The following is an 18,529-nucleotide window of genomic DNA, read 5'->3' as shown; positions in this document are numbered from 1 at the left end:
GTCGCCACAGCCGCTTCCCTTGCCCTCGACCGCACCCACGCGTGCGACGCGTGGTGTCCTCGCCGGTGATGCATCGCCCGATGCCCGGTGCCACCCTGGCCGCTGCCGGCCGGGGCCTGTCCCGCCCCTGAGATGAGCGCATTCCAGACCTTCGTCCTCACGCCGGCCGGACACCGGGACGTGTCGCTGGCGATCGCCGCCTGCCGCGCCGGCGCCGTCGGTGTCGTCAACCACGAGCTCGACGCCGATGCGGCGCACTGGGTGCCGGCGCTGGCCGCCGCGGCCGCGGCCACCGACGGCGGCCACGCGCTGAAGCTGCCGGCGCTGGCCGACGGCGACGCCGAGCGCCTGCTCGCCGCGCGTGCCGCGGGCCTGGCCTGGCTGCTGATCGACGCCGCCGCGGTGCCGGCCGCACGCGAGACGCTGGCCGCGCTGCGCGCCGCCGGCCTGCGCGTGATGGCCGAGCTGACGACGCCGGACTGGCCGGCCGGGCCGCTGGACACCGACGTCGACGCGCTGCTGCTCAAGGGCAACGAGGCCGGCGGCTTCGTCGGCGAGGACGCCAGCTTCATCCTCTTGCAGAAGTGGCGCGGCCGCACGGCGCTGCCGCTGCATGTGCGCGGCGGCCTGACGCCGGCCGTGGCCGCGGGCTGCGCCGCGCTCGGCGTCGCCGGCGGCGCGCTCGACGCGCAGGTCCTGCTGCTCGACGAAGCGCGCCTGGGCGAAGCCGGCCAGGCCGTCATCGCCGGCCTGTCGGGCAACGAGACCGTGGCCGTCGGCGACGGCGAACACGGCGAGTACTTCCGCATCCTGAGCCGCCCGGGCCACGCCGTGGCCAAGGCGCTGATCACCGAGGGCGACGGCTGCGGCTTTGCCGCGCTGCGTGCCAAGGTCGCCGGTCGCATCAACTGGGACGACCCGCGCGCCGGCCTGCTGCCGGTGGGCCACGACGTCTGCTTCGCCGCCGACTGGCGCCGTCGCTACGGCCATCTGGCCGCGGTGCTGAAGGCCTTCGACGGCGCGGTCGCGACCCAGCTCGGCCAGGTCGCCGCCCAGCCGCCGGTCGCCGAAGGCGCGCCGCTGGCGCAGGCGCTGGGCCTGCGTTTCCCGATCGTGCAAGGGCCGATGACGCGTGTCTCCGACGTCGCCGATTTCGCCCAGGCCGTGGCCGACGGCGGCGGCCTGCCGATGGTCGCCTTCGCGCTTCTGAAGGGCGCGCCGCTGGACAAGCTGCTCGCGCGCACCCGGCAGCTGCTGGGCGACAAGCCCTGGGGCATCGGCCTGCTGGGCTTCGCGCCGCAGGCCCTGCTCGACGAGCAGCTCGCGCTGGCGACGCCCTACAAGCCGGCCTACGCGCTGATCGCCGGCGGCCGGCCCGACCAGGCCGTCAAGCTCGAGGCCTCGGGCGTGCCGACCTTTCTGCACGTGCCGTCGGCCAACCTGATCCCGCTGTTCGTCCAGGAAGGCGCGCGGCGCTTCATCTTCGAGGGCCGCGAGTGCGGCGGCCACATCGGCCCGCTGTCCAGCTTCGTGCTCTGGTCGACGATGGTCGACCGAATCGCCGACGAGATCGACGCGCGCCGTGTCGCCCCGGCCGAGCTGCAGCTGCTGTTCGCCGGCGGCATCCACGACGCCGCCTCGTCGGCTTTCGTGCAGGTGCTGGCCGCGCCGCTGGTCGCACGCGGCGTCAAGGTCGGCGTGCTGATGGGCAGCGCCTACCTGTTCACCGAGGAGATCGTCGCCTCGGGCGCGGTGGTGGCCAAGTTCCAGCAGGAAGTCATCGCCTGCCGCCACACCGTCAGCCTCGAGTCCGGCCCGGGCCACGCCAGCCGCTGCGGCTACACGCCGTTCGCGCAGGAGTTCTTCAAAACGCGCGCCGAGCTGCGCGAGCAGAAGGTGGCCGGCGAAGAGAGCCGGCGCGTGCTTGACGACCTGATCATGGGCCGGCTGCGCATCGCCTCCAAGGGCACGACGCGCATCGGCGAGGAAGGCAAGCTGACGACGCTGGACGAGAGCCAGCAGTACGCCGACGGCATGTACATGCTCGGCCAGGTGGCGACGCTGCGCGACGGCGTCACGACCGTCGCCTCGCTGCACGACGAGGTGACGGCCGGCGCCGCCGCGCTGCTCGCCGCCGCGGCCGACGCCCGCCAGGCCGCGCCGGTGGCCGCCACCGGCCCGGTCGACATCGCCATCGTCGGCCTGGCCACGCTGCTGCCCAAGGCCGACTCGCTGGCCGCCTACTGGGACAACATCCTGGCCAAGGTCGACGCGATCACCGAGATCCCGCCGCACCGCTGGGACTGGCGCCTGTACTACGACAGCGACCGCCACGCGCCCGACAAGATCTACTCGAAGTGGGGCGGCTTCATCGACGACCTCGTCTTCGACCCGACACGTTACGGCATGCCGCCGAAGTCGATCGAGGCCGTCGACCCGATGCAGCTGATGGCGCTGGAAGTGGCGCGCCGCACGCTGGCCGATGCCGGCTACGACCGCAAGCCCTTCGACCGCGAACGCGCCTCGGTGATCGTCGGCGCCAGCGGCGGCACCGGCGACGTCGGTTCGCAGTACGGGCTGCGCTCGGAGCTGCCGCGTTTCTCGGGCCAGCTGCCGGCCGAGGTCGCCGGGCGCCTGCCCGAGTGGACCGAGGATTCCTTCGCCGGCATCCTGCTGAACGTCATCGCCGGGCGCATCGCCAACCGGCTGAACTTCGGCGGCGTCAACTTCACGACCGACGCCGCCTGCGCCTCGTCGCTGGCCGCGGTCTACCAGGGCGTCACCGAGCTGGCCGCCGGGCGCAGCGACATCGTCATCGCCGGCGGCGTCGACACCGTGCAGGGCCCGTTCGGCTACCTGTGCTTCAGCAAGACGCAGGCGCTGTCGCCGCGTGGCCGCTGCAACACCTTCGACGCCTCGGGCGACGGCATCGTCATCAGCGAAGGCATCGCGATGGTGGCGCTGAAGCGTCTGGCCGATGCCGAGCGCGACGGCGACCGCATCTACGCCGTCATCAAGGGTGTCGGCGGCTCCAGCGACGGCAACGCCAAGGGCCTGACCGCGCCGCTGCCGGCTGGCCAGCTGCGTGCGATGCGCCGCGCCTACCAGATGGCCGGCTTCGGCCCGTCGACCGTCGGCCTGTTCGAGGCCCACGGCACCGGCACCGTCGCCGGCGACACCGCCGAGCTGGAAAGCACGACGCGGCTGATGCTGGAGGAGGGCGCTCGCCCGCACGGCGCCGTCGTCGGCTCGGTGAAGACGATGATCGGCCACACCAAGGCCACCGCCGGCGTCGCCGGCCTGGTGAAGGCCGCGCTGGCGCTGCACCACAAGGTGCTGCCGCCGCACCTGGGCGTGACGAACCCGAACCCGACGCTCAAGCGCCCGGACGCGCCGCTGCACGTCATCGCCGACGCGCTGCCCTGGCTGCCGGCCGAGCAGCCGCGGCGTGCCGCCTGCAGCGCCTTCGGCTTCGGCGGCACCAACTTCCACGTCGTGATGGAGGAGTACCAGCGCGAGTACCGGCCCTGGCTGCGCAGCGCCACGGCGCGGCGCTGGCCGGCCGAGCTGCTGCTGTTCGCGGCCGACAGCCGCGAGGCGCTGGTCTCGCGCCTGTCGGCGCTGCACGCCGAACTGGCGGCGACGCCGGTGGAGCTGCGTGACCTGGCCGCCAGCCTGGCACGCCAGTGGCAGCCCGGCGCCAGCGAGCGCCTGGCGCTGGTCGCACGCAGCGCCGCCGAACTGGCCACCAAACTCACCGCCGCGGCCGCCTTCCTGCGTGGCGAGGCCAAGGCCGCGCCGCCGGGGGTGTTCCACCGTGCCGGCGCGCCGATCGGCGGCAAGGTCGCGGTGCTGTTCCCCGGCCAGGGCTCGCAGTACACCGGCATGGGCCGCGAAGCGGCGCTGTACCTGCCGCCGGTGGCCGACGCGCTGGCCGACGCCGAGAACGCGCTGCGTGCGCCGTTCACCGAGCGTTTCGGCAAGACGCTGGGCGAGTTCCTGTTCCCGCGTGCCGCCTACGACGACGCTGCCCAGGACGCCGCGCGCCGCGCGTTGACCAGCACCGACGTCGCCCAGCCGGCGCTCGGCGCCGTCGAGGTCGGCCTGTGGCGGCTGCTGCAGGCGCTGGGCTTCCAGGCCGACATGGCCGCCGGCCACAGCTACGGCGAGTTCGTCGCCCAGCACGCCGCCGGCGCGATCGACTTCGGCGCGCTGATGACGCTGTCGGCCGCACGCGGCCGCTTCATCGTCGACGCCGCCCAGGACGCCGGCGCCGAACTCGGCACGATGGCCGCGGTGCCGGCCGAACGCGCCGTCGTCGAGCAGCTGATCGCCGACCTGCCCGACGTCATCGTCGCCAACCACAACGCACCGCTGCAGAGCATCGTCTCGGGCACGCGCGCCGGCGTCGAGGCGGCGATCGCCAAGTGCGCCGCCGCCGGCATCGAGGCGCAAGCCATCCCGGTGGCCGCGGCCTTCCACTCGGTGCTGGTCAAGCCGGCGCAAGGCCCGCTGGCGGCGCTGATCGACGCCACGCCCTGGCAGCCGGCGGCGATTCCCGTCTACGCCAACGCCACCGCGCGGCCGCACCCGGCCGAGCCGGCGCGTTGCCGCCAGCTGATGGCGGAACACCTGGTCAAGCCGGTCGAGTTCGTCGCCCAGGTGCGCCAGATGCACGACGACGGCGCGCGCCTGTTCGTCGAGGTGGGCCCGAAGGCGGTGCTGTCGCGCCTGGTCGGCCGCATCCTGCAGGACCAGCCGCACGTCGCCGTCGCGCTGGACGACGGCAGCGGCCTGGGCGGCGTGCTGGCCGGCATCGGCCAGCTGCTGGTGGCCGGCGTGGAGCTGGACGTCGAGCCGCTGTTCGCCGGCCGCGACTGCCGCGTCGGCGACCCGCAGCGCCTGGCCACGCTGGACCGCCGCGAGACGCCGGCGCGCACCGCCTGGGTCATCAACGGCGCCGGCGTGCGCCGCCTCGCCGATCCGGTCAAGCCGGTCGGCGTGACGCTGGAGCAGGCCCAGGCCGCGCTCGCCGCGCCGCCCGCCGTCGCACCGGCGGTCAATCCCGCGGCGCCGGTCGCCGCCGTCGCCCCCACGCTGCCCGCGGCCGCCCCGGTGCGCACCGCCACCCCGATCACGTCCCAGTTTTCCCGGAGGGCCCGAACGATGGATGAACGACGACCACTGCCCGCCACGGCCGACGCCGCGGTGATGGCCGAGTACTTCGACACGATGCGCCAGTTCCTGGAGTCGCAGGAACGTGTGATGGCCGCCTTCCTCGGCCAGCCGGCGGCGCCGGCGCGTGCGCTGCGGGCGCGCCCGGTGGCGCCAATGGTGCTGCCGCGGGCCGCCGACGCGGTGCCCGCCGCGCCGGTGGCGCCGGTCGTTCCGGTGGCGCCCGTCGTGGCGCCCGCGCCGGTCGTCGCTGCCGCCCCGGTGGCGCCGGTGGTGCCCGCTGCGCCCGTCGCCGCCCCGGCGCCGGTGCAGCCGGCGCCGATCGCGGCCGCGCCGGTGGCTGCGGCGGCCCCGGCCGCCGCGCTGTCGCGCGACAAGCTCGCCGAGATGCTGCTCGCGATCGTCGAGGAGAAGACCGGCTACCCGAAGGACATGGTCGGCCTGGACCAGAACCTCGAGTCCGATCTCGGCATCGACAGCATCAAGCGCATCGAGGTCGTCGGCGCGATGCTGCAGGCGCTGCCCGAAGGCTGGCGCGCTGCGCTGGTCGACAGCCGCAGCAAGCTGAACACGCAGCCGACGCTCAACGGCATGCTCGACCTGATCGGCTCGGCCAAGGAAGGGGCGGCCGTCCCTTTTGAGCGTGCCGAGGCGGGCACCCCGGTGGCCGGCGCCGTCGTCGCCGACCATGCCCCGTCTCGGCATCTGATCGAACCGACACCCGAAGCCCTGCCCGAGACGGCCGCACGCCGTCTCGCCGCCGGGCGCTATCTGATCGTGCCCGACCGCGGCACGCTCGCCGACGGCCTGGCCACGCGGCTGGTCGAACGTGGTGCCACGGTCGAGCGGCTGGACCCGGCGCTGCTCGCCGACGAGGCGGCACTGGTCGCCTGGTGCGCCACGCACCGCGTCGCGCCCGTCGCCGGGCTGGTCTTCCTGAGCCCGGTCGACGCGCCGCAACCCGGTGCCGACGCCGGCCCCGACGACTGGCGCGCGGCGCTCGCCGCCGGCGACCAGGCGCTGTTCGTGCTGCTGCGCGAACTGGGCGCCGCCTTCATCCCCGAGGCCCACGTGCTGGCCGCCAGCGCGCTGGGCGGCCTCTACGGCCGCGGCCGGGCACCCGAGGCGCTGCCGCTGGCCGGCGGTGCACCGGGCCTCTTGAAGTCGCTGCGCGAGGAGCGGCCCGGCTTGCGCGTCAAGGCCGTCGACCTCGACCCCACGCAACCCGCGCTGGCCCACGCCCAGGCGCTGTTCGACGAGCTGGCGCTCGACGGCGGCCGCCAGGAAGTCGGTTACCCCGGCGGCCAGCGCACCGTGTTCCGCAGCGTCGTCGCCGAGTTGGCGCCCGACGCACCGCGTGTCGCGCTGGCTGGCGTCGTCGTGCTCGCCACCGGCGGTGCACGCGGCATCACCGCCGAGGTGCTGCGCGAGCTGGCGCGGCCCGGCAACACGCTGCTGCTGACCGGCCGCAGCACGCTGCCCGAGGCCGAACCCGCCGAGCTGGCGGCGCTGGCCGACGCCGCGGCGCTGCGTGCCCACTTCATCGCCGAGGTGCGCCGCGGCGCGCTGGCGATGAAGCCGGGCGAGATCAACCGCCACGTGCAGGCCTTGCTGGGCCTGCGCGAGATGCGCGCCAACATCGCCGACTTCCGCGCTAGCGGCGCGGCCGTCGAATACCACGCGGTCGACGTCACCGACGAGGGCTCGATGCGGGCGCTGCTCGACGGCGTCTACGCCCGCCACGGCCGCCTGGACGGCGTCGTGCACGGCGCCGGCGTCATCGAGGACAAGCTGATCGCCGACAAGAGCACGGCGAGCTGGCGCCGCGTCGTCGACACCAAGGTCGTCGGCCTGCTGCTGCTGCAGAAGTGGCTGCGCCCGGAGAGCCTGAAGTTCCTCACCGTCTTCAGCTCGGTCGCCGGGCGCTACGGCAACAGCGGGCAGGGCGACTACGCCACCGCCAACGAGCTGATGAACCGCATCTGCGAGCACCTGCGCGGGCGCTGGGACGGTCGTGTCGCCGTCAGCGCGCTGTGCTGGGGCCCGTGGGGCCCGACCAAGTTCGGCGCCGGCATGGTGACCGAGGAGACCGAAGCCAAGTTCGCCGCCAAGGGCGTGACGCTGGTCAGCGCGGCCGTGGGGCGCAAGCTCTTCGCCGACGAGATCTCGCGCCCGGCCGGCGGCCCGGTCGAGGTGGTCTGCGGCGCCGGCCCCTGGGAGCGCCACGAAGCCGAGATCGGCGCCTGGCGCGAACGGGCGCCCGAGCCCGAAGGCCCCGAGCTCGGCGCGCTGCTGGGCGCTGCGCGTGTGCTCGACGCCGGCCGCGGCGAGCAGGTCGTCGCGCTGCGCCTGGACGTGGCGCGCCACCTCTACCTGCAGGAACACGTCATCGACGCGACGCCGGTGCTGCCGGCGGCCGCCGCGCTGGAGATCACCGCCGAGGCCGCGGCCACGCTGTGGCCGGGCTGGAAGGTCGTCGAGGTGCGCGAGTTCCGGCTGATGAAGGGCGTGGAGCTGAAGGAGCCGGCGCGTGCGCTGCGTGTGCTGGTCAGCCCGCCGCCCTACGGCAGCAGCGAAGGCTTCGAGGTCGTCGCGGCGCTGCAGAGCGAGCTGGCCCCCGGCCGCTTCATCACCCACTACAAGGGCGTGGTGCGGCTGGAGCAGCAGCTGCCGGCCGGTGAACGTGTCGTGCCGCGCCCGCACCGTGAGAAGAGCCTGACGGTCGAACGCGCTTACGGCGAGTGGCTGTTCCACGGCCCGCGCTTCCAGGTCATCGAACGTTTCGACGGCCTGTCGCAGCAGGGCGCCGGCACGGCGGTGCGTTCCACGCACCCGTCGAGCTGGCTGCGCGGCATGCCGGCCTACGCGCCGGGCTGGGTCTTCGACCCGGCGCTGCTGGACGCCGCGGCGCAGATGGCCTGGCTGTGGGCTCGCGCCTTCCGTGACGAATCGGCGCTGCCGGCGAAGTTCGGCCGCGTCGTGCGCTACGCCGAACGTTTCCCCGAACGGCTGCGCATGGAGTACGAACGCATCCCGACCGACGACCCGACGCTGATCCGCGCCAACGTGGTGTTCAGCGACGAACGGGGCGAGCCGGTGATGCTGATCGAGGAACTGGAGAGCATCGCCAGCGCCGCGCTGAACCGCCTGGGCGGCAGCGCACGCACGGCGATCGACGCATGAGCCCGCAGGACTTGTCCGGGGCTCATTCCCGCTTGGCGGGAACGGCCGACAGGCCGAAGGGTGTCAAATGAGCCGAAACCCGCCCAACACCGCGCCCGAGCCGATCGCGCTGATCGGCATGGCCTGCATCTTCCCGGACGCGCCGGACCTGCAGGCCTTCTGGAACAACATCCTCGACGGCGTCGACGCGGTCGGCGACCCGGTCGAACACTGGGACGCCGAGCGCTACCTGGCCGACGGCCGCATCAAGACGCCGCGCGGCGGCTGGCTGAAGGACCTGTACCGCTTCGACCCGCGCGAGTTCGGGATCATGCCGAACTCGATGGACGGCGGCGAACCCGACCAGTACCTCGCGCTGCGCGTGGCGCGCGACGCGCTGGCCGACGCCGGCTACCTCGGCCAGGACGCCGAGCACCGCGACACCGGCATCATCCTCGGCCACAGCACCTATCTGCACCGCGGCCAGGTCACCGTCATCCAGCACAACATCGTGCTCGACCAGACGATGGAACTGCTGAAGGCCGCGCTGCCCGGGCTGGACGCCGCCGGCGAGGCCGAGCTGCGCCGCGCGCTGCTGGCCAAGCTGCCGCCGCACTGCGCCGACACCGCGCCGGGCCTGGTGCCCAACGTGATGACCGGGCGCATCGCCAACCGGCTCAACCTGAAGGGCCCGAACTACCTCGTCGACGCGGCCTGCTCGTCGTCGCTGCTGGCGGTGAGCGCCGCGGTCGACGAACTGCGCGCCGGCCGCAGCCGCATGATGATCGCCGGCGGCGTCAACGCCTCGCTGCCCGCCGACGTCTCGACGATCTTCACCCAGCTCGGCGCGCTGAGCGCACGCGGCCGCGTGCGCCCCTTCGAGGCCGGCAGCGACGGCACGCTGCTCGGCGAAGGTCTGGGCATGGTCGTGCTCAAGCGCCTGTCCGACGCGCTGGCCGACGGCGACCGCATCTACGCCGTGCTGCGCGGCATCGGCCAGGCCAGCGACGGCCGCGGCACCGGCCTGCTGGCGCCCAGCGTCGACGGCGAGACGCTGGCCATCCGCCGCGCCTACGAACACAGCGGCGTCGACCCGGCGACCGTCGGCCTGATCGAGGCCCACGGCACCGGCATCCCGCTGGGCGACAAGACCGAGATCGCGGCGCTGACCAACGTCTTCGGCCCGCGCCGCGGCGCCGGCGGCAGCATCGCCATCGGCTCGGTCAAGTCGATGATCAGCCACTGCATCCCGGCCGCCGGCGTCGCCGGGCTCATCAAGACCGCGCTGGCGCTGCACCACCGCGTGCTGCCGCCGACGCTGTGCGAGCAGGTCAACCCCGATCTGGGCCTGGAACGCACGCCGCTGTTCGTCAACACCGAGGCGATGCCGTGGATCGTGCCGCTGGGCCAGCCGCGCCGTGCCGGCGTCGACAGCTTCGGCTTCGGCGGCATCAACACCCACGCCATCGTCGAGCAGGCGCCGGCTGCCGCCGCGCGCCCGCCGCTGCTGGCGCGCTGGCCGTTCGAGCTCTGCGTGCTGTCGGCGCCCGACGCCGCGGCGCTGGCCACGGCCGTCGAGGCGCTGAGCGCGGCGCTGGCGCGTGAGGCGCGCTGGACGCTGGCCGAGATCGCCGCCGCGCTGGCCGCCGCCGACCGCGGCGGCGAGGCCCGCCTGGCGATCGTCGCCAAGAGCCGCGAGGCGCTGGCCAAGGGCCTGGCGCAGGCGCTGCCCAAGCTGCGCAGCGCCGGCGACAAGGCTTTCGCGACACGCGGCGGCGTCTTCTATTCGCCGCGCGCGCTGGACGGCAAGCTGGCCTTCCTGTTCCCCGGCGAAGGCTCGCAGTACCTGGGCATGTTCGCCGACCTGGCGCAGTGCTTCGACGAGGTGCGCGACTGGCTGGACTTCTGGCGCGGCCTGTACGACGACGCGCCGGGCGACACGCGCACCGACATCGTCTACCCGCCGGCCACCGAGCTGACGCCCGAGCGCCGCAAGCAGCTCGAGGCGCGGCTGCACGACATGGACGTCGGCAGCGAGGCGGTGATGATCGGCGGCCAGGCGATGTACTCGCTGCTGCGTGCGCTGGGTGTCGAGCCCGACGTGATGCTGGGCCACAGCTCGGGCGAATCGTCGGCGCTGGCCGCCAGCGGCGCGCTGCCCACCGAGGACCGCGCCCGCCTGGCCGACTTCATCCGCGACCTGCACGCCGTCTACGCCCAGGTGCTGGCCGAAGGCAGGATCCCGACCGGCGCGCTGCTGGCCGTCGGTGCGCTGCCCTCGGCGATGGTGCACGAGACGGTGGCCGCCACCGGGCTGGCGATCGACGTCGCGATGGACAACTGCGCCAACCAGCTCGTGCTCTACGGCACGCGCGAGGCGATCGACACCGTGCAGGCGCGGCTCACCGCGATCGGCGCGATCTGCATGCCGCTGCCGTTCGACCGCGGTTATCACACGCCGTCCTTCGGCGCGATGAGCGCGGCCTTCGCCGAGCACTACAAGGCGATCAAGCTGGGCGCGCCGCAGGTGCCGCTGTACTCCTGCGCGTCGGCCGGGCTGTTCCCGGCGTCGCCGGCGGCGGTGCGCAAGCTGGCCGGGGCGCAGTGGTCGCAGACCGTGCGCTTCCGCGAGACGGTGCAGGCCATGGTCGCCGACGGCGTGCGCGCCTTCGTCGAGGTCGGCCCCTCGGGCAACCTGACGGCCTTCGTCGACGACATCCTGGCCGACCAGCCGCATCTGGCGCTGGCTTCCAACCAGCGCCGCAAGCACGGCCTGGAGCAGCTGCTGGCGACGCTGGCCCAGCTCTGGGTGCACGGCAGGACGATGTCGCTGCAGGCGCTGTACGCACGCCGCCGCGTCGCCGTCGTCGACCTGACCGCGCCGGCGCCGGTGCCGCGCGAACGGCCGATGCTCGACAACACGATGCCGGTGCTGCGCCTGAGCGACGCCGACCGTGCGCTGCTGCAGCGCATCGGCGCCGCCGGGGCGCCGGTGGTCGAGGTGCCGGTCGCGGCGCCGGCCGAGCCGGTGCCCGCGGCGGCCGCCGAACCCGAAGCCGTGGCCGACGACGGCGAGGCCGCGGCACGCGCCACGGTGATGGCCGACTACTTCGCGACGATGCGCGCCTTCCTGGCGCAGCAGCAGTCGCTGCTCGAAGCCTGGCAACCGGGCGCGGCCGAGCCGCAGCCGGCGGCCGAGGATCCGCTGGCCTGGGCGCCGTTCCTCGATGAGCTGGTCGAGGCTTCGCCCGAGCGCCTGGTGGCGCGCTGCCACCTCGCGGTGCACCGCGACGCCTTCCTGCGCGACCACGTGCTGTCGGGGCGCGGTTCGGACACCGACCCCGAACTCGTCGGCCTGGCCTGCGTGCCGCTGATGGCCAGCCTGGAGATCCTGGCCGAGGCCGCCGCGGCGCTGGCCGGCACGACGGCCTTCGCCAGCATCGAGCAGGTGAGGGCTTTCGACTGGATCGCGCTCGACGACGAGGCGCTGACGCTGGACGTCGTCGCCGAACCGGTGGCCGGCGAGACCGGGCTCTGGCGCGCGACGCTGTCGCAGCGTGGCGCGCCGGCGGTGACGGCGCTGTTCCGGCTTGCCGACACGCCGTGCCTGGCGGCGCTGCCGGCGCTGGCCGCGCCGCATGCCGCACGCTGGGACGGCCAGGCGATCTACGACGTCGGCATGTTCCACGGGCCGATCTTCCAGAGCCTGGCGCACGTGCGCGGCTGGGACGAGAGCGGCATCGACTGCGAGCTGAGCGACTGCAGCCTGGCCGGCTTCTTCGACGGCGAGACCACGCCGGCCATGGTGCTGAACCCGGTGCTGATGGACGCGATGGGCCAGCTCGCCGCCTGCTGGGTGGCCGAGCACGTCGGCACCGACTTCAACTGCTTCCCGTCGACGATCGAGCGCATCGAGCTGCTGGCGCCGCAGCCGGCGGCCGAGGCCGGCCTCGTGTTGCGCGGCCGCCAGCAGGCGCTGGACCCGGCGCAGGCGGCCGACATCGCCGCCGCGCGGCGCTGGCAGTTCGAGGCCCACGGCGCCGACGGCCGGCCACTGCTGCGGGTCGACGGCCTGGTCAACGTCTTCTTCCCCGTGCCGCACCGTTTCTACCAGCTGCGCCGCGACCCGCTGGGCGGCTGGCTCGGCGAGCCGCTGGCGCCGGTGGGCGGCGCGCGGCTGTGGCAGCTGGAAAGCCTGCCCGAGGCCTTCTGCGCGCAGTCGAACGCGATCTTCCTGCGTTTGCTGGCGCACGCCACGCTGGCCTGGGAGGAACGCGAGGCCTGGCGCGCGCTGCCCGACAACCTGCGCCATCGCCGCCAGTGGCTGCACGGCCGGCTGGCGCTGAAGGAGCTGGTGCGCCACTGGCTTCACGAAAGCACCGGCCAGCTCGTCTACCCGTCGGACGTGGTCGTCGGCCACGACGAACGCGGCGCGCCCTTCGTCGACGGCTGGTGGACGCAGAGCCTGGCGCCGGCGCCCGCGGTCTCGCTGACGCACGGCACGCGCTGGAATGTCGCGGCGCTGCGCGACGATGGTGCGCCGGTCGGTGTCGACGCCGAGGAGATCGGCCGCGTGCAGCGTCCGGAGCTGCTCGAAGCCGCGTTCACGCCGGCCGAACGCGCCTGGCTGGCGGCGCAGCCGGCGGCCACGCGCGACGACGCTCTGCTGCGCGTCTGGTGCGCCAAGGAGGCGGCGGCGAAACTGCTCGGGACGGGCCTGCAGGGCGCGCCCGAGGCGTTTGCCGTGACATTCGAATCGGGGGGCGCGAGCCGCGCCCGGGTGCAGGCCGGTGATAGCATGGTCCCGGTTTTGCTTGTGCGCGTTGGGAATTCGGTGGTGGCACTCGCCGAATATCACGAAAGAGTTTCCGGGTAGAACATGAGCAGTCTCTTGAAGGCGACCGCCGAGGCGACCGTGATCGCCGTCATCGAGGATCTGATCCAGGACTGGGGGCTCGAGCTCGACGGGGGCGTCGGCCCCTCGACGCAGCTTGTGGCGAATCTCGAGTTCGCCTCCGTCGACATCATCCAGCTCTGCGTCGCGCTCGAAGAGGCCTATTCCCGGAAACTCGGTTTCCAGAATCTCCTGATGCGTGATGGCAGTTATGTCGGCGATTTGTCGGTGAGCCAGATCGCGGCTTTCATCGAAACCCGTGTGGCTGCTGCCGGGGGAACCGCGACGTGACCGTCAAGACGCTTTTCATCGGCATGGACGGGGCGACCTTCACCGTCCTCGACTCGCTCACCTCGGCGGCCGACGGCGCGCCGGTGATGCCTTTCCTCGGCAGCCTTTTCAAACGCGGCACACGCGCCAAGTTGCGCTCCACGCCGAACCCGCTGACACCGCCGGCCTGGGTGTCGCTGATGACCGGGCGCAGCCCCGGCCACCACGGCGTCTTCGACTTCATCCGTGCCGAGGAGCGCGGGGAGGACGTGTTCTTCACGCTCTACGACTCGCGCGACTGCCGCGTCGAGACGATCTGGGCCATCGCCAGCCGCCAGGGCAGGAAGGTCGCGGCGCTGAACTTCCCGTTCACCGCGCCGCCGCCGAAGGACCTGAACGGTTTCATGGTCCCGGGTTTCGTGCCCTGGCGCCACCTGCGCCGCAATACGACGCCGGCCGACCTGTACGACCGCCTGAAGGCGATCCCCGAGTTCAGCGCGCAGGAGCTGGCCTGGGACTTCGAGCAGGAAAAACAGGCGATGGAAAGCCTGTCGGACCACGACCGCGAGAACTGGGTGCGCTACCACCTGCCGCGCGAGAAGCAGTGGTTCCGCATCGCCGAATACCTGATGCGCGAGGAAGCGCCGGACCTGATGGCGGTGATGTTCGACGGCGTCGACAAGCTGCAGCACCAGGCCTGGCAGTACCTCGACCCGGCGCTGCAGAGCCCGGAGGACGGCGAGTACCACCGGCGCATGCGCTCGCTGTGCCTGGACTACTTCCGCCAGCTCGACAGCTTCATCGAGGCCCTGGTCACCGCCGCCGGCCCCGAGGTGCAGGTCTTCATGGCCTCGGACCATGGCTTCACCGCGACGACCGAGGTCGTGCGCATCAACACCTACCTCGGCGAGAAGGGCTGGCTGGCGTGGAAGCCGGTGCCCGACACCGAGGAAGGCCGCCGGCGCGAGGACAGCATGTTCGCCTACCTCGACTGGAGCCGGACGGTGGCCTACTGCCGCACGCCGTCGAGCAACGGCATCAACATCCGCGTCGCCCGCGAGCCCGGCCAGCCGGGCATCCCGCTGGCCGAGTACGAAGCGACGCGCGAGCGCCTGATCCGCGACCTCGAGGACTTCCGCGACCCGGAGACCGGCGAGCGCATCGTCGCCGAGATCCACAAGCGCGAAGACGTCTTCCCCGGCTCGGCGATGGGCGACGCACCCGACCTGCAGCTCGTGTTGCGCGACTTCGGCTTCGTGTCGATCAAGAACAAGCTGCCGGTCGTCGAGAAGCGGCCCGAGCCCGCCGGCACCCACCACCCGGACGGCGTCTTCATCGCCTGCGGCCCCGGCATCGCCGAGGGCAAGCAGATCGGCCGGCGCCGCATCATGGACGTCGGCGCCACGCTGCTCTACAGCCTGGGGCTGCCGGTGCCCAGCGACTTCGAGGGCCAGGTTCCCGAATCGATGTTCACCGCCGAGCACAAGGCGGCGCAGCCGGTGGTCATCGGCGCGCCGACCACCGGCGCCCGTCGCGCCGACGGCGACGCGATGGCCGACGACGAGAAGGCGCAGATCATGGCCCAGCTGCAACTGCTGGGCTACATGGAGTAGACGCATGCCGCACGCGCTGGTCCGCGGCGCGCGCCTGAACGTTCTCCAGGTCGACGAGCCGCAGCACACCCACGGCGCCGCACGCGAGCACCTGGTGATGGTGCACGGCCTGGCCGCGAACATGGCGTTCTGGTATCTGCCGTACGCGCAGGCCTTCGCCAAGCGCTACCGCGTCACGCTGTTCGACCTGCGTGGCCACGGCCGCTCGGAGATGACGCCCGACGGCTACACGCCGCAGGCGCTGGGCCAGGACCTGCTCGGCCTGATGGACGCGCTGGGCATCGCCCGCGCGCACCTCGTGGCGCACAGCTTCGGCGGTGTCGTCGCGCTCAACGCCGCCTGCAGCGACCCGGCGCGTTTTGCCAGCCTGGTGCTGTGCGACACCCACATCTCCGCCGTGCGCCGCCACGCCGTGCCGCGTGAATGGAGCCGGCGCGCCCACGTGCAATCGGTGCTCGACCGCCACGGCCTGGCGCTCGACACGCACGACCCGTACTTCGGCCACCGCCTGCTGACCGAGGTCGCGCACCTGCAGCTGCGCCACGAGCCGGTCGGCGAGGACCTGCTCGCGCTCGTCGGCCCGATGCTCGGCCGCCAGGGCCAGCGCACGGCGGCGCAGTGGGTCAAGCTGATGGACGAGACCGCCGCCGGCACCCAGCTGATGGGCGACGACGGGCTGACGCTGGAGTCGCTGCGCCGGCTGCTGTTCCCGATCCTCGCGCTCTACGGCGACCATTCGCAGGCCCGGCTGACCGGCGGCGAACTGCTCGAGGTCTGGCCGCACGGCGAGTTCCGCCGCGTGCGTGACGCCGGCCACTTCTTCCCGGTGTCGCGGGCCGCCGACGTGATGCACGAGTGCGAACGTTTCTGGCGCGGCGACTACGCGCGCCGCCCGGTCGTGCGCTCGGGCGAGGAACAGCGCCGCCACTTCCGCAGCGACCGCGTCTTCAAGATCGACGGCGCCTGGCATTTCAGCACCCGCGAGCGCGGCCATGTCGGCCCGTATGCGACGCCCGACGAGGCGCACGAGGCGCTGGCCCGCTACATCTCCGAGATGGCGGTGACGCTCTGATGGCTGCAGCCAACCGGCTCGGGATCTGGCCCGGGCTCAACCGGCGTGACTTCCGCTGTGTCGCCCGCGGCGGTTTCGGCGACGGCAACAACGCCTACGCGCACTCGATGGCCTGGTTCAACGGCCATCTCTACGTCGGCACGACACGCGGCAACTTCCCGTTCATGAAGTCGCGGCTGCCGATCGCGATGGACGTCTGGCCGGTCGAGTGCCCGGAGAACCCGTTCGAGCTCGACATGCACGCCGAGATCTGGCGCTACGACCCGCTCGCCGACGAGTGGGAGCGGGTGTTCAAGTCGCCGACGATCATCGGCAGCCACGGCAAGCCGATCCCGCGCGAGCTGGGACTGCGCGGCATGCTCGTCTACTCGGGCCGCGGCGTCGAGCCGCCGGCGCTGTTCGTCAGCACCTGGTCGCCGGCGCGCGGGCCGGGGCCGCACCTGCTGCGCTCCGAGGACGGCCGCCGCTTCGAGCCGACCTGCGAGCCCGGACTCAACGGCCTGCCGGTGACGACGATCCGCACCGTCACCGAGTTCAAGGGGCGGCTGTTCACGACGCCGGCCGGCTCGCGCGGCGGCAACCCGAACATCTCCGCGCACTCGGTCGTCTACGAGAGCGCCGACCCCTCGCACGGCGGCTGGGAGCCGGTCAGCGACTTCGGTTTCGGCGACCCGGGCAACAAGACGATCTTCGAGATGTGCGGCTTCGGCGACCATCTCTACGTCGGCACCTTCAACCTCGAGGGCTACCAGGTCTGGCGCAGCCCCTGCGAAGGCGACAAGCCCTACGTCTGGGAGAAGGTCATCGAACGCGGCGCCGGGCGCGGCAAGCTCAACCAGTGCACCTTGTCGATGCTGCCGTTCAAGGGTGCGCTCTACATCGGCAGCGGCATCCAGGGCGGTGGCATCGACACCGCCAACAAGGTCGGCCCGGCGCCGCCGGAGCTGGTGCGCATCTGGCCCGACGGCTCCTGGGACCTGCTGATCGGCGACGAACGCGACACGCCCGACGGCCGCAAGATCCCGCTGTCGGGCTACATGCCCGGCTTCAACAACTTCTTCAACGGCTACTTCTGGCGCATGGTGGAGCACGACGGCTGGCTCTACCTCGGCACCTTCGAGTGGAGCACGCTGGTCGGCTACGCCAACCGCAGCCGCTGGCCGGAGGCCTTCGCCAACGTCATCAACCATGTCGGCGCGCAGGCGATCTTCGACCACCACTCGGGCTTCGACCTGTATCGCAGCTTCGACGGCGAGAACTGGGTTCCGGTGACGAACAACGGCTTCGACAACCCGTACAACATGGGCCTGCGCACGCTGGTGTCCTCGCCGGCCGGGCTGTTCTGCGGCACCGCCAACCCCTTCGGGCCGAAGATCATGCCGCTGGGCGGCGACCGCTACGTGCCCAACCCGCGCGGCGGCTGCGAGATCCACTTCGCCGCCAACGAGGCGCTGAAGCGGTGAGCCCCGACACCGGCGGCTGGCTGCGGCGGCGCGACAGCGCCGAGCCGGCGCCGCCGCTGCCGCCGGGCACCGTGCTCGACGCCGACCTGGCCTACGGCCGCTGGCCGGCGCAGCGCCTGGACGTCTACCGCCCGGCCAAGGCGCAGCGCGCGCCGGTGCTGGTCGTCGTGCACGGCGGCGCCTGGATCACCGGCGACAAGCAGCAGCCGCAGGTCGTCGGCCACAAGCTGGCGCACTGGGGGCCCGAGGGCTGGATCCTGGTCGCGCTGAACTACCGCCGCCTGCCCTGGGCCGACCCGCGCGAGCAGGCCGCCGACGTCGCGCGGGCGCTGGCCTTCGTGCAGCGCGAGTGCGCCGGCTGGGGCGGAGACGCCGGGCGCATCGTCGTGCTCGGCCACTCGACCGGCGCGCACCTGGCGGCGCTGGTGCTGGCCGACGGTGCGCTGGCCGCCGACGCCGGCTGCAAGCCGCCGGCCGCCGCGGTGCTGGTCGACAGCGCGGCGCTGGACGTCGTCGAGGTGATGCAGGGCGCGCACCTGCCGCTGCACGACCGCGCCTTCGGCGACGCGCGCGAAGGCTGGGAAGCGGCCTCGCCCTGGCACCGCGCGGCGACGCTGACGGCGCCGCCGCCGGTGCTGCTGGTGTGCTCGTCGCTGCGCGAGGACTCGGTGCGCCAGTCCGAACGTTTCGCCGCCCGGCTGGTGGAGCGCGGCGGCCGAGCGCGGGCCCTGCCGCTGCCGCTGACCCACGCCGAGCTCAACGAGCGCCTGGGGCAGGGCGGCGAGCCCACCGAGGCCGTCGACGCCTTCCTCGCCGAGGTCTTCGCGCCGCCGCCGGCCGCAGGGTAAACCGTGGCGGTGCGGTCGCGGCGCGCTTCTAG

The 18,529-nt window shown here is 73.1% G+C and carries 7 protein-coding genes; all 7 read left to right on the top strand.

The window, feature by feature from the left end; translation table 11 throughout:
* The first annotated feature begins 132 nt into the window (after positions 1-132).
* The 7 genes from LOC65_RS13865 to LOC65_RS13835 all read left to right on the top strand — a co-directional run bounded on the left by LOC65_RS13865 (position 133) and on the right by LOC65_RS13835 (position 18,497).
* Complete coding sequence (locus LOC65_RS13865; protein WP_230247895.1) at positions 133-8,358, top strand: type I polyketide synthase; 8,226 nt, start codon at positions 133-135, stop codon at positions 8,356-8,358.
* Positions 8,359-8,425: 67 nt separating this feature from the next.
* Positions 8,426-13,213: a type I polyketide synthase gene (locus LOC65_RS13860; RefSeq protein WP_230247894.1), complete on the top strand. Its 4,788-nt coding sequence runs from the start codon at positions 8,426-8,428 to the stop codon at positions 13,211-13,213.
* Positions 13,214-13,228: 15 nt separating this feature from the next.
* The gene (locus LOC65_RS13855) at positions 13,229-13,522 is read left to right on the top strand and encodes an acyl carrier protein (RefSeq protein ID WP_230247893.1); all 294 of its coding nucleotides are present in this window, start codon (positions 13,229-13,231) and stop codon (positions 13,520-13,522) included.
* Positions 13,519-15,114 (top strand): alkaline phosphatase family protein, encoded by a 1,596-nt coding sequence (locus LOC65_RS13850; RefSeq protein WP_230247892.1) that lies wholly within the window; start codon positions 13,519-13,521, stop codon positions 15,112-15,114. The genes LOC65_RS13855 and LOC65_RS13850 overlap by 4 nt, the downstream gene beginning before the upstream one ends.
* A gap of 4 nt (positions 15,115-15,118) precedes the next feature.
* Complete coding sequence (locus LOC65_RS13845; RefSeq protein WP_009858159.1) at positions 15,119-16,186, top strand: alpha/beta fold hydrolase; 1,068 nt, start codon at positions 15,119-15,121, stop codon at positions 16,184-16,186.
* Positions 16,186-17,649 carry a hypothetical protein gene (locus tag LOC65_RS13840; protein WP_230247891.1) on the top strand — a complete coding sequence of 488 codons (1,464 nt, stop codon included), beginning with the start codon at positions 16,186-16,188 and terminating at the stop codon, positions 17,647-17,649. The genes LOC65_RS13845 and LOC65_RS13840 overlap by 1 nt, the downstream gene beginning before the upstream one ends.
* Positions 17,646-18,497, top strand: coding sequence for an alpha/beta hydrolase (locus LOC65_RS13835; RefSeq protein WP_230247890.1), 852 nt, complete (start codon positions 17,646-17,648; stop codon positions 18,495-18,497). Before LOC65_RS13840 ends, LOC65_RS13835 begins: the two co-directional genes overlap by 4 nt.
* Positions 18,498-18,529 lie beyond the last annotated feature (32 nt).

It is taken from the genome of Rubrivivax sp. JA1055 (assembly GCF_020966565.1).
In the GTDB taxonomy this organism is placed as follows: Bacteria; Pseudomonadota; Gammaproteobacteria; order Burkholderiales; family Burkholderiaceae_C; genus Rubrivivax; species Rubrivivax benzoatilyticus.
Note: the sequence above shows the minus strand (reverse complement) of the source record. Positions and strands in the feature narration are given on the sequence as shown.

Coding starts and splice junctions, on each gene's coding strand:
- LOC65_RS13865 (WP_230247895.1), top strand. CDS start 133: ATGAGCGCATTCCAGACCTTCGTCCTCACGCCGGCCGGACACCGGGAC.
- LOC65_RS13860 (WP_230247894.1), top strand. CDS start 8,426: ATGAGCCGAAACCCGCCCAACACCGCGCCCGAGCCGATCGCGCTGATC.
- LOC65_RS13845 (WP_009858159.1), top strand. CDS start 15,119: ATGCCGCACGCGCTGGTCCGCGGCGCGCGCCTGAACGTTCTCCAGGTC.
- LOC65_RS13840 (WP_230247891.1), top strand. CDS start 16,186: ATGGCTGCAGCCAACCGGCTCGGGATCTGGCCCGGGCTCAACCGGCGT.